General features: G+C 45.2%; 14 protein-coding genes. 9 read left to right on the top strand and 5 right to left on the bottom strand.

The genetic code is table 11. The features are described from left to right. Positions 1–20: 20 nt before the first annotated feature. Positions 21–908: a GNAT family N-acetyltransferase gene (locus AC1MEO_RS08750; RefSeq protein ID WP_480335663.1), complete on the bottom strand. Its 888-nt coding sequence runs from the start codon at positions 906–908 to the stop codon at positions 21–23. A 175-nt stretch (positions 909–1,083) separates the two neighbouring features. Here AC1MEO_RS08750 and AC1MEO_RS08745 point away from each other — a divergent pair, with 175 nt between their 5' ends. The 8 genes from AC1MEO_RS08745 (at position 1,084) to AC1MEO_RS08710 (ending at position 8,634) form a co-directional block, all read left to right on the top strand. Beyond that, the gene (locus tag AC1MEO_RS08745) at positions 1,084–1,884 is read left to right on the top strand and encodes an SDR family NAD(P)-dependent oxidoreductase (protein ID WP_480335661.1); all 801 of its coding nucleotides are present in this window, start codon (positions 1,084–1,086) and stop codon (positions 1,882–1,884) included. A gap of 133 nt (positions 1,885–2,017) precedes the next feature. Next, positions 2,018–2,584 carry an MEDS domain-containing protein gene (locus AC1MEO_RS08740; protein WP_480335660.1) on the top strand — a complete coding sequence of 189 codons (567 nt, stop codon included), beginning with the start codon at positions 2,018–2,020 and terminating at the stop codon, positions 2,582–2,584. 233 nt (positions 2,585–2,817) lie between these two features. Further along, complete coding sequence (locus AC1MEO_RS08735; protein WP_480335659.1) at positions 2,818–4,266, top strand: aldehyde dehydrogenase family protein; 1,449 nt, start codon at positions 2,818–2,820, stop codon at positions 4,264–4,266. Between the two features lie 27 nt (positions 4,267–4,293). Further along, positions 4,294–5,418 (top strand): zinc-dependent alcohol dehydrogenase family protein, encoded by a 1,125-nt coding sequence (locus AC1MEO_RS08730; protein ID WP_480335657.1) that lies wholly within the window; start codon positions 4,294–4,296, stop codon positions 5,416–5,418. Between the two features lie 138 nt (positions 5,419–5,556). Beyond that, positions 5,557–6,048, top strand: coding sequence for an SRPBCC family protein (locus AC1MEO_RS08725; RefSeq protein ID WP_480335656.1), 492 nt, complete (start codon positions 5,557–5,559; stop codon positions 6,046–6,048). Positions 6,049–6,083: 35 nt separating this feature from the next. Continuing rightward, a complete protein-coding gene (locus AC1MEO_RS08720; protein WP_480335654.1) occupies positions 6,084–6,518 on the top strand; it encodes a VOC family protein in 435 nt (144 codons plus the stop codon). Between the two features lie 128 nt (positions 6,519–6,646). After that, positions 6,647–7,504, top strand: coding sequence for a PPK2 family polyphosphate kinase (locus tag AC1MEO_RS08715; RefSeq protein ID WP_480335653.1), 858 nt, complete (start codon positions 6,647–6,649; stop codon positions 7,502–7,504). 287 nt (positions 7,505–7,791) lie between these two features. Continuing rightward, the gene (locus AC1MEO_RS08710; protein ID WP_480335652.1) at positions 7,792–8,634 is read left to right on the top strand and encodes a YitT family protein; all 843 of its coding nucleotides are present in this window, start codon (positions 7,792–7,794) and stop codon (positions 8,632–8,634) included. A gap of 103 nt (positions 8,635–8,737) precedes the next feature. On the opposite strand, the gene AC1MEO_RS08705 is transcribed toward AC1MEO_RS08710, so the two are convergent. From AC1MEO_RS08705 to AC1MEO_RS08690, 4 genes are all read right to left on the bottom strand, one after another. Then, complete coding sequence (locus AC1MEO_RS08705; protein ID WP_480335651.1) at positions 8,738–9,562, bottom strand: STAS domain-containing protein; 825 nt, start codon at positions 9,560–9,562, stop codon at positions 8,738–8,740. Positions 9,563–9,652: 90 nt separating this feature from the next. After that, a complete protein-coding gene (locus AC1MEO_RS08700) occupies positions 9,653–10,870 on the bottom strand; it encodes an EAL domain-containing protein (protein ID WP_480335649.1) in 1,218 nt (405 codons plus the stop codon). 45 nt (positions 10,871–10,915) lie between these two features. Next, positions 10,916–11,293, bottom strand: coding sequence for a YidH family protein (locus tag AC1MEO_RS08695; protein ID WP_215099279.1), 378 nt, complete (start codon positions 11,291–11,293; stop codon positions 10,916–10,918). Positions 11,294–11,491: 198 nt separating this feature from the next. After that, positions 11,492–11,704, bottom strand: coding sequence for a helix-hairpin-helix domain-containing protein (locus AC1MEO_RS08690; protein ID WP_480335648.1), 213 nt, complete (start codon positions 11,702–11,704; stop codon positions 11,492–11,494). Positions 11,705–11,892: 188 nt separating this feature from the next. On the opposite strand from AC1MEO_RS08690, the gene AC1MEO_RS08685 reads away from it, so the two are divergent. Further along, entirely contained in the window at positions 11,893–12,444 is a 552-nt protein-coding gene (locus tag AC1MEO_RS08685; protein WP_480335647.1) for an alpha/beta hydrolase, read from the top strand. The last annotated feature ends 139 nt before the right edge of the window (positions 12,445–12,583 follow it).

Genomic DNA, 12,583 nt, shown 5'->3' with positions numbered 1-12,583 from the left:
CTCGTTTTTTGATTTTGGAATCAGCCAGAGGAAGAGGGCATCTGCTTTTGGTTGCGGCGATAGATCCCATACAACAGCCAGGGAGAAGGCAGGTCGAAAGGGTGATGGACGGGCAGCGCGCTGACTTGATCAGGGCTTAAGTCCATCCAGAGCAAGGCATTGGTTTTCACTTTTTTGCTCAATTGATGCTGCGCCATGGAAATGGTTTCCCAGAGGCCTGGCTGCTCCATAAGGTCGTCCCATGGATAAACAGTATGCAGGTAATAATCCCGTTTATAATCTTTTTTCACGATCAGCACCCGGTCTTTGTTGGGATTTTCAAAAAATGCCCATTGCTGCAGCTTGGCATCGGCGAATAATTCACCAGAAGCTGGGAATGTGTAATAGCATTCGTAAGGGAAGACTGCTCCTGTTTGGATGTATTGCCTCTCTATCCACGCCTTCTTTTGGGAGAGCTCCGTTAATTCCTGCCAGACAGCGCCGCCGGTTTCAAGTGAAGAAGCATCAGTTGAAATGGCACTGTAAAGTGTTGCCACTTCTGCAAGCCCCAGCTTGTCCATAACGCGCCGGGCGGAGGTGTTTTCCTGCTGCGTATTCGCACCGATCCACTGAATAGCGGGAAGCATAAAGGCCTGTTCCATAATAAAGGCCATCAATTGTGTGGATAAATTGTTTCCGCGATAGCGAAGGTCACTGCGCATTCTGCCCAGCATGATGTACTGGTCGGCAAAAATCGTATAACCGCCGATACTTGCCAGACGGCCGTCCATGAACAGGCCATACAAACGGCTGGAGCCGCTGGATATCCGGCTGTATACCCGAAGAATGTAATCATCCTCTATCCCGGTATCCATGGCTTCCAAATAATGCAGATCTTCCAGTTTTAACTGGCGAATAGATTTTTCCATAAACCGGCACCCCTCGTTCTTGGTAGACTGACTACTTGTATTATATACAGGAAAAGCCCGGATTTGCATGCCTGCTACTCGCTTGTCCTACGATAGAGATTGTTTGAAGAAGTACAGGTTTACAACGGCGGAGCAAGCGGGAAAAGAGAGAGCATATTCTAAAGGAGGCTTCGGCATGACTGTATTTTCAAATGATGCATTAGCGCATAAACACGTATTAATCACGGGGGCAACAGGCGGCATCGGGATTGAGACAGCCCGAACATTAGCTGCGATGGGCGCGCGAATCACCATCACCGGACGCAACAAAGAAAAGTTGGAGAAGTTGACAAGCGAACTGCTTGACCAGATGCCAGAAGACAAGCTCTGTGTGAAGGAAGCAGATTTGACCAAACCAGAAGATCGGACAGGTCTTATCGAACATGCGGAAAGGAAATTAGGATTTATTAACGGATTGGTGAACTCTGCCGGAGTTTCAGGAGGCAAGCGGGTCGAGGAGCTTGATGAACCGTTCATCAAAGAGATGATGGAGCTGAATTTCATGTCGGCCTTCCTGTTGACGCAGGACTTGTACCGGAAGATGTTGGAGCAGAAGGAAGGGGATATCGTCAATTTGGCTTCTTTGTCGGGGTTGCGCGGAACATCCGGCAATACGGCGTATTCAGCGAGCAAGTTTGCGGTAGTCGGCTGGACGCAGTCAATGGCAGCAGAGGCCATTGAACATGGCATCCGCGTCAATGCTGTTTGTCCTGGCTATGTTGATACGGAAATGGCGAGAAGCAGCCTGCGCAGAAAAGCGCAAAGAAACCAAACCAGTTTTGAAGAAGAACTGGAAAATGCAAAAAAAGATATTCCTTCAGGAAGGTTGACGACTGCCCTGGAAGTGGCGAATACCATTGCTTTTTTATTGACGAAAGCTGCCGGGAATATTGTGGGCGAGTCGGTTAAAATTTCAGGAGGCAGTGTCATGAGATGAGGCGGCAGTCTGCCTGTTTAACAAGAAAAGGGGCTTTGTGTTATCTTTTATCCTAATAGCTGTGTATAGTAGATAGAGTGAAAAAGACGATTTGACTGGTTTTTAACTTGCTGGATAAAAGGGGAACGACCATTTGGAAAAAGAGGTTACAGTTATTCATGATATTTTACAGACGTCTGAAGGTGCCCATGTTTTTTATTATGTGGAGGAGCTCGAGCGTTATATTGACAATGCGGCTTCTTACATTATTGCAGGCATCGAGAATGGGGATCAAATCCTCTTTGTTGAGAGTGAACGCCTTTATCCGAAGATCTTAAAGCGTGTAGAAGAACTTGTTTCCAAAGAACGGCTGAAGAACATCCATTATATCAATAATTTCACATTTTACTGGCGGAACGGAAATTTCCATCCACCGACAATCCTGGCCTATTTCTCTGATTTGATCAGCCCATTTATGGAAGAAGAACAGCGCTTCCGGACGTGGGGACATATTGAATGGCGGAACGAAATGGAAATCATCAAAGACATCCAAGAATATGAATGCGGAATCGAAGAGCTTATGCCTCATATCAAAGCACTTTCGGTATGTGCCTATGATGCTTCCCGTGTTTCGGCCGAGTTTAGGGAAGTGCTGATGAACTGCCACGGCTTCCTGATGACAGACGAGGAAATTTCACCGATCACCAAACAGGATAATTGAACTGTAGACAACCAGAAGAATCTCTTCGCGATATGCCGGAAGAGATTCTTTTTTAGGGATACTTGGAGGTCGGGCATTGGAAATCAGCGTGAGGGATAGTCTTATCTTTTATTAACAGAATATTGACAATTATCGAAAAGAGAATACTATATTAAGTAACGAGGCCTTCAGATAAAGCCGTGATTTTCAACAAGAACGGGGCTTTTAAAACTGAAGAAGGAGGAGAACCTGCAATGATTGAAATCGAAAAATACCATTTCGGTTCCATTATCGATGGCAAGGAATTGCCTAAAGATGGCCGGGATGAAATCGAAGTGCTTAACCCCTATACCAATGAAGTGATCGGGAAGATTTCATGTGCGACACCAGAAGATGCAGCCGAGGCCGTTGCGAGTGCCCATCGTGTCTATACCAAAACTATGAAAAAGATGCCGGCGTATAGACGCGCGGAGATTTTACGGAAAACGGCTGACCTCTTGGAACTCGATGCTGATGAATTTGCCCATTTATTGACTTTGGAAGCAGGCAAACCCATTAAGGAAAGCCGTGTCGAAGTGGCACGTGCCATTCAGGTACTGCGTTTTGCTTCCGAAGGCGCCAAATCAATTTATGGAGAAATGATTCCCCTGGACAGTGCGATCGGCGGAGAAAATCAAATCGGCATGTCGAAGCGCGTTTCTCTTGGCGTGGTGGCAGCCATTACGCCTTTCAACTTCCCTTTGAATCTCGTACTCCATAAAATTGCCCCGGCGATTGCGGCCGGCAATACGGTGGTCTTAAAGCCTGCAGAGAAAACACCGCTGTCCCCGGTTCTGCTGTACCGGCTGTTTGAAAAAGCCGGATTGCCGAAAGGTGTGATTAATATCGTGATGGGGCCCGGACAAGAGCTGGCGGAAACTTTGGTGACCCACCCGAAAGTCAAACGGGTGACGTTCACCGGCAGCAGTGCTGTCGGCTGGAAAATTCAAGAAATGGCCAAACGGAAAAAAGTTACTTTGGAACTGGGGTCGAATGCTCCGAATATCATTTTTGAAGATGCTGATCTGGACGTTGCCGTCAACGCTATTTTAATCGGCGGCTTTACGTATGCCGGCCAAGCCTGTGTTTCCGCTCAGCGGATTTATGTACAGGAATCCGTATATCAAGCTTTCCTTGAGAAGCTGACGAAGAAAGTGAAAGCGCTTCAAACAGGAGATCCATTGGATGAATCAACCGATATGGGGCCAATGATTACCCAAGAAGCAGCTGAGCGGGCAGAATCCTGGGTCACGGAAGCAGTCGAACAAGGCGCAACTTTATCGGCTGGGGGCAACCGGCGAGGTACGTTGATGGAGCCGACTATTGTCAGTGATGTCACACCTGACATGAAAGTGGTCTGTGCAGAAGTGTTTGCGCCGATTGTCAGTGTCATGCCGTTCAGTACGGAAGAAGAAGCGGTGCACCATGCCAATGATTCTGATTTCGGATTGCAGGCAGGTGTCTTCACAGCGGATATCAACCGGGCTATGCGGATGGCTGATGCGCTTGATACTGGGGGCGTATGGATCAACGAAGTATCGGTTCGGCGCTATGACCATATTCCTTATGGTGGCGTTAAAAACAGCGGCACGGGAAAAGAAGGCGTCAAATATGCCATTGAAGAAATGACCGATGTGAAATTTATCGGCATTAAACTATATTGAAAATTTGCTTGAGGAGAGGGTGGGAATATGCAAGTGAGATCAGCGGTGTTACGGGAAATTGGAGCTTCAACTCCTTACGAAGAAAGCCAACCGATTCACATTGAAACCTTGGAATTGGATTCGCCGGAAAAAGGGGAAGTGTTGATCCAAATAAAAGCAGCGAGTCTATGCCATTCCGATTTATCAGTGATGAACGGCAGCCGTCCGCGGCCGTTGCCTATGGCTCTTGGCCACGAGGCGGCGGGGATAATTATGGAAGTGGGTGAAGGCGTGACTGATTTGGAACCGGGTGATCACATTGCCTGCGTATTCGTTCCAAGTTGCGGCCAATGTGGTCCGTGTCGGGAAGGGCGTCCCGCCTTATGCGAACCTGGAGCAGCTTCCAATACGGCTGGTACCTTACTGGGTGGCGGGAATCGTCTCCACACAGATACGGAAACCGTCAATCATCATGTTGGCGTATCGGCTTTTTCGGAATATGCCGTGGTCTCAAGAAACTCAGTCGTTAAAGTAAGCAAAGACATTCCATTCGAAAAAGCGGCGCTGTTTGGATGTGCGGTCATTACAGGCGTCGGCGCAGTGGTGAATACAGCTGGCATTAAACTTGGCAGCACCGTCGCCGTGGTGGGTCTTGGTGGAGTCGGGCTCAGCGCTTTACTTGGTGCAATTGCCGCAGGCGCCAGCCGCATTGTTGCAGTGGACATCAATGAAACCAAATTGAAACAGGCAAAAGAATTAGGGGCGACAGATGTTTTTAATTCCAAAGATGCGGATGTGGTCGAACAGGTGCGCAAAGCGACAGGCGGCGGATTGGATTATGCTTTTGAAACTGCGGGCGTCGTCCCGGCGATGGATGTCGCCTATGCCATCACCAAGCGCGGAGGAACCACCGTCACGACAGGACTGCCTCATCCGGAACATCAGTTTTCGTTTCCGTATTTATCACTGACTGCCGAAGAACGAACCATTAAAGGCTCATATCTGGGCAGTTGCGTGCCAAGCCGGGATATTCCCCGTTACATGAATCTGTTTCAGGAAGATCGCTTGCCTGTCGATAAATTGATCACAGACTTTATCACCTTGGATGAAGTCAATAAAGGCTTTGATATTCTGGCGAAAGGTGATTCTTCACGGATCATCATCAAGTTTTAACTCGATAAGCTCAACGACTCTATAAGACCTGGTGGATTAGCCGCTATACAGGATAAAAATAGGAAGGGAGGAGCTTCATAATTTGTTTCTCATGTCGCAAAGTCGATGGCATCAAATATAGAACAAGGAGGATTTACCATGTCTGCAAACAAGGTCTCTTCAAAAGTCGAGGGTTTGGAACTGATAATGGAAAGGTCTTTTGAAGCACCAAGAGAGCGGGTATTTTCAATGTTTACCGAACCGGATCATATTGCACGCTGGTGGGGTCCGACTGGTTGGGACACGACTGTCTACAAAATGGAAGTGGAGCCTGGCGGCATCTGGCATTACTGCATGCGTTCACCGGAGGGCCAGGAAGCCTGGGGAAAAGCAATTTACCGTGAAATTGAGGCGCCAAACCGCCTCGTTTACGTCGATACTTTTTCCGATGAACAGGAAAATGAAGTCGAAGGGCTGCCGACCATGCTGATTACGACGGATTTTTTTGCGGAAGGCACCGGGTGCAAAGTTGTTTCTGCTACGAAGTTCGATTCAGAGGAAGAGCTGAAGAGTGTAATGGAAATGGGTGCTGTTGAAGGCATGGCCCAAACCTACGACCGTCTGGAGGAATATTTGAAGGAACTGCCGTAAGAAAAAAATCAGATTTTCGGAGAGAAGGGGCAATGATGATCACGAAATTGTTTCCTTATTTGAATTTTGATGGGGATGGCCAGGAAGCGGCACATTTTTATACAGACATACTGGGTGGAGAATTGGTTGGCGTTATGACCTACGGAGAAGCGCAGGATGCGGAAGACGTGCCTGAACAAGTAAAGGATATGGTGATGAACGCACAGATCAATTTGAAAAATGGCGACACTTTGATGATTTCTGACGTTCCTCCAGGAATGGGGATGCCTGATTTTCAAAAAGGCAATAACATGTCTGTGACTGTACTATTCGATGAAGTCGAGGAAGCGCGAAACGTTTTCAACAAGCTGCTAGAAGGCGGCAAGGTCGGTATGGAGTTGCAGGAAACTTTCTGGAGCCCTTTATATGGTAGCCTGACCGATCGATTTGGGATCGAATGGCAAGTTTCAGTTGAAGGCGAAATGGAATAGGCTATTGAGGAACCGTAATCCAAAAAAGGGTTGCGGTTTTTCAATAGCCTGTTAAACTTCTTCCAATACAGGGTATAGAAGGTAGACCAATTAACTTTAAATCTTAAAAAGCACGAAGGAGAATGACTATGGACATCGATAAATACTTAGTGAAAAAAGATGAAAAGATAAAGCTTTCCCATTACCCTACAACAGATGAAGAAAAATTCAGTGAAGACCAGCTGAAAGAAAAACTGATTCCTGAAAGCGTCAAAAAGCTGAAGGAACTGCACATGAAGCTGCATGCGCAGGAAGAAAAAGGGATAGTTGTCGTCTTGCAGGCGATGGATGCGGCTGGTAAAGATGAAGCAATTACCTATATCTTTTCGAATTTGACGGCGCAGGGATTGAAGACGACTTCGTTTAAAAAACCGTCGGAAACAGAGCTTGCCCATGATTATTTATGGCGGTTTCGTGAAGGAATGCCAGCCCGTGGGCAAATCGGAATCTTGAATCGCTCTTATTATGAGGAAGTGATAGCGCCGAGAGTCCATGACTTGCTTGGAGAAACCCCTCTTCCGGATGAATTGATCGATGAAGATATCTGGAACGTCCGTTATCGCCAAATCAATGATTATGAACGATATATGGCCGAAAATGGGTTTCCGGTGGTTAAATTCTTTTTCAATATGTCTTATGATGAGCAGCGCCGCCGGTTGCTTGAGCGTATGAAAGATCCGGAGAAAAACTGGGAGTTTTCATTTAATGACGTAAAAGAGCGTGAGCATTGGGACGGGTATCAGGAAATCTTTGAAGATATATTGAACAAAACATCAACAGAATATGCGCCTTGGTATGCACTTCCTGCTGATGATGAGTGGCATTCACGTTATATCGTTTCGGAAGTCATGGTCAAAACGCTGCAGGAATTAGATCCACAATATCCGGAAATCAATGGAGAAGAAAAAGAAGAGCTGGAAAAAGCGATTCGCCGTTTGGAAGAATAAAGATAGAGGGATTCGGAATGTGATTATTCCGAATCCCTTTTTTATTTCCGAACAGTCCGTGAACAAAAGAAGAAACACTTGCTTTTCCTGTCCACGAACCACTATAATATGAAACATTGGTTCACTATAAAAAAGAACAATTTATTTGTTTTCCCGTGTTTTTTATTGAAAAGTAAAAGATTACATTCTGATAAATGCTCTTAAGGTGACGTGCGGCTGCACGGCCTTTTTTTGTGGTTTGAACAAAATAGAATAGTTAAGGCATGCCTTAAGATTGGAGTTCGGTTATGAATAAATGGACAAGATTACTGATTATCTTTGTTTCCTCGATTGTCCTTGGAGTTGCGTTTAATATGTTTTTATTGCCCCATGAAGTGTTGGCGGGCGGAGTTACCGGAATTGCGATGATGCTGGGATTAGTGACACCTTTGAATGCGGGGATTTGGATGATCATCCTGAACATTCCGATTCTCGTTTTGGGCTGGATGAAGCTCGGCAAGACCTTCATAGCCAATAGCCTATTTTCCGTTGTCGTGACGTCTGTATCGATGCTGTATATTCCGGTCATTAAATTGACCGAAGATGCTTTGCTTTCTTCGGTGTTTGGCGGAGTGATTTCAGGAGCAGCCATTGGGATCATCATTCGTTTCTATAGCTCAACCGGAGGCTTTGATGTCATCGGCCTTTTGCTGTCGATGAAACGGGACATTCCGCTTGGTGCACTTGTTTTTGTACTTAACAGTGTGGTAGTTTTTGTATCAGGATTTGTCTTTTCCTGGGAATTGGCCATGTATACAATGGCTTCCATCTATATTTGTGGTCTAGTAATTGACCGGGTCCATACACGCCATATTAAGCTCAGCTTGATGGTAGTGACCAATCAAGGAGATGCAGTCAAAAATGAACTGCTCGATAAACTTTACCGTGGCATCACGGTCGTAGATGGCGAAGGCGCCTATTCTGCGGCAAAAGTAAAAGTTTTGTATAGCGTAATCAGCCGCCACGAGTTGGCATTTGTGCGGCCGTTGATAAAAAATATCGATCCGAATGCCTTTGTCAGCATCAGTGAAACGATGGAAGTCATGGGGAATTTCAGGAAAGACGATAATTTCATGAAAAATCCGGTCTAATAAAAACCTCTCCAGGCAAACTGGAGAGGTTTTTGCTGTTTTGAAGAGGTTGGCTCATCGGTACCGGAAGGCAGAACGAGCATGCATCTGTCCTTATGGCCGCTCAAACAATCAAGTATTCTTTTAATGCCTGCTGCAGGGTGCCGAAAGTTTTTGTTTTTTCGTTGAACTTCAAATGCGAGTGGATCATCTGGCGGACAACCTCTGCACGCAGACCGGTAATGACCGTGCTGCAGCCCATTAAAGCTGTGCCATCAATGATTTTCATCAGATGATTGATGACGTCGATTTCCATATGGGAGATTCCTGACAAGTCGATGATCAGCGTCTGGATATGAACATTTCCGATTTCTGTCAGCACCTTTTCTTCGATAATGGAAGTCCGGTTGGCATCTACTGTGCCAATCAATGGCAGTATGCAGATGGAACTGTTGATGGGAATAATCGGAACTGAAAGATTTTCAACCAATTGGCGGTGTGCCTTAAGCAAAGAATCCTTATATGTAGAATAACTGAGGAAAAAAGCATTTAAAAACGAATCAACCCGAGTGTTGACCTCTTTTTCCATACGGAAAAAATCCATGGGCTTTTCTGGTGGATTGGAATGATCGAATTGTTCGATGAAGTTCCAGAGTGTACGGCGAATAGCCTGTACCCATTCCAGCTTGAAGGAAAGTTCGATAGAATGTGTCGCCCAGGCGATTCCTTCCTGTTTGGCGAATAGCTCCAATTCTCTTTCCTGTCCATCGATAATATAAATAACCAATTTGTGGGCATTTGTTACAAGATCAATATTGCCGATCGCCAATATTTCCTCAATTTTGTCTTTAACGTTGACTGCCTCACTTAACAGACTATCTTCAAACTCAATACTATGTGTATCAAAAAAAATTTGCAGCTCCAGTGAATTCTGCAGAGACTGTGCCATCTTTTTTCTCCTTCTTTCTTCAAATATAGTAGCCGGTTAGAGTCTTTTTGTAACTGCCTGGCTTCGCAGGACCTTGTTTTTATGTATCGGCTACTGAAACAGGAGGTAATCCCTTTCAGAAATGAAATCATTGCTGATATCAACGAATAAATAGCATTCCTCTGATAAAGGATAGCTGAATGTACGAACCAGTTCACCTGTTTCGATATCCGAGTAGATGTCCGATAAAATCCCTCTATGCCACGTTTTCATCCGCATCGTATTTTCAAGAAAAAAAGGACGGAATGCCCAATGTGAACCCGCTTGATCCGGCTCTATTTCCCAACGGTTTCCGTATTTTCTGAAGTTGGATGACACTTGCCGGCCATCGCTATTGCAAATGTATAAGCGGAAACTTTCTTCAGTAAAAGACTCAAGCAAAGCTTCAATAAAGTGGTCCGCTGTTTCGGGACCCTGCCATTTTGAAACAATTTTCTTTACTTTCTCTTCCAATAGGGACGTAAACGCGTAGCGCCCCTCTACCATCGATTTTTCCCGTTGGACAAATGCTGTGATCTTTTCCCCCACATCCAGGGAAATGCAGCCATTCACCGGAAGTTCAAACCCCGGTTTTGCTAAATAAAATCCCTGGTAATAATGGCCGCCATTTTTCCAGGCAAAATATAATTGGTAATTGTCTTCGATATTTTCGTAGGAAAGTTTGGCGCCGATACGACGGGCCAATCCAGAAAGGGTCTGAATGACATCCTGAAACACATCCGGATTGGTGTTTCGCACAATGCTGGTATCAATTTTTAAAATATGAGGCCGGAGTTGGCGGATTCGGTCAATATTGGAGCTTTTTGCACCCACATGATCAACGGCAATCTGAATGCCATAGGTTTTATAGTAAATCAATAAATGTTCCAGTACTTCAAAATCCTCATCAAAATCATGTTCAGTAATTTCCAGGACGATCCGGTTCATGGAGAAACCTTTTTCAGCGTAGATTTGAAGAGTCTTCAGGAAATCTTCTCCGCTGTTGATCAGCAATTGTTTGGCATTTCGGTTGATGAACAGGAGCCCGTCATTGCCGGAGTCGAGCATTTTATGGATCGCCAGTTCCAACAGATGCTGGTCGACTTCAACTTTGTATTCGTCGGGGACATCGCTGTCATGAAAAAAGCTGCCCAAGCTGACCCATGTGCCTTCAAATTGGAATCGCCCCAAAACTTCATAGCCGATTACGGTATGCTTGACTGCGCTGACAATCGGTTGAAAAGCAGGTTTTACTTTATGTAAGTTCTCAAGAATATCCAATGGATCCATAATCTTCGCTCCTTTACTGCGCAACTGAAATGTGACAGGTATTGTTTACATAATCATGAAAAAGTAAATAATGACCATGATGATCATGACGGCCAGCATGGAGGAAATCAATGTAATGTGCATATTCGATGGTGTAAAGGTTTCGTTGATGATTTGCTGGCGTTTCTTTTTATAATTTTGCGTTGCTGAAAAAATAACAGTCAGACCAAAGATGCAGGCGAAAATACCGAGTGCGACAGTGAAGATATCAACAAAAGGGTTTCGGGTGACACCCATGGTGAAATGGAGGCTGGTCGCCAGAAAACCGACGCCGACAATTGAAATCACGGTACGGATCCATGCCAGGTAGGTACGTTCGTTGGCGAGGTGCTGCTGTGTATAGATCAGTTGATTTTTTTCTTTTCGATAGGACTGGCGTGACATTCCATTCTCTCCTTCCAGCAATAATCGGTTGTGGCATCTCAAAAACTGGAATCGAGAAAAACGTATTATATTTCCAGTATAAATGAATCGGGAATAAAAAGAAATTTCGAATAGTTTTATAGGCCGTGGCTTGAGGTTAAAGCGGCAAGCAAAAAAGGCGGTTGAACTTAAATCAACCGCCTTTTCGCATGGCTGTTCTCAGGATTTAAAACGTAAACCTTGATCGGCAAGAGCCAGACGCAGAATCCCTAACGCCTTTGGCCCGAATCCATGCAATTCAAGCAATTCCTTTTCCGTGGCGGACGTCAAGTCTTGAAGACGAAGATAGCCCGCAGCCAGCAATGCCCGTTGTGCCGGTTTGCCGATGCTGCCTGGGAAATCGTGTTCCATGTCAGTAGGTTTTTGCTCCATCCCGATTCCTCCATTTCCACAATCTTTTTCGAAGTGTTTAATTGTAATTATTTTATCAGTATTTGGACAGGAAGGGTATGTTTGAAAAATGGAATAACGGAGAAATAGTAAGTGAAAATGTCTTTATCGGTAGACTGTTTCTGGCTTCAGCAATCGGATTTAGAATGAGCTAAAAGGAGGCGGCTGCAATGAAAAAACAAGTTTTATTCATTCACAGTGCTGGTCCACAAGGGGAGGGGCAAGGGAGTGCAGGATTGCTGCAGTACCTAAAGGATGAATTGGGATCAGTATTTCAGGTGCATGCTCCAGAAATGCCGGATCCGGAAGATCCAAACTACGAAAAATGGAAAACCAGATTAAAAGAGGAAATCGCTGCTTTAGACGATGGCTCGGTATTGGTGGGGCATTCCATCGGAGGATCAGCGTTATTGAAGTTCTTGTCGGAAGAAGAGCTTGGAAAGTCATTTGCCAAGGTCATCACGGTTGCTGCCCCGTTTTGGGGAATCGATGAGGATTGGCAGTTGGAGAGCTTTACGCTGGCGGAGGATTTTGTTTCCCGAAATTCACTATTGCCTGATGTTGTTCTTTTTCATAGCATCGGCGATGAAATCGTTCCTTTCAAGCATCTCGAAAAATATATGGAAAATCTGCCGAGTGCGACAGTAAGGCAACTTTCTGGAAAAGATCATATCTTTCAGGAAGGGCTAAAGGAATTAATAGAGGAAATCCGAAGGGATTAAGCAGAATAGACCCGCTATCATTTTTTGATAGCGGGTCTATTGATGTTCTCTAGAAAAACAACAGATTCAACAGAATCGTCAAGATAATGGAAAGAATAATTGAAATGAGCAGGCTGCCCATACAGGAAATCCGCATAAA

Source organism: Planococcus sp. BI3, from assembly GCF_056680115.1.
The sequence above is the reverse complement of the archived record's forward strand: the minus strand, read 5'-3'. Positions and strand labels throughout refer to the sequence as shown.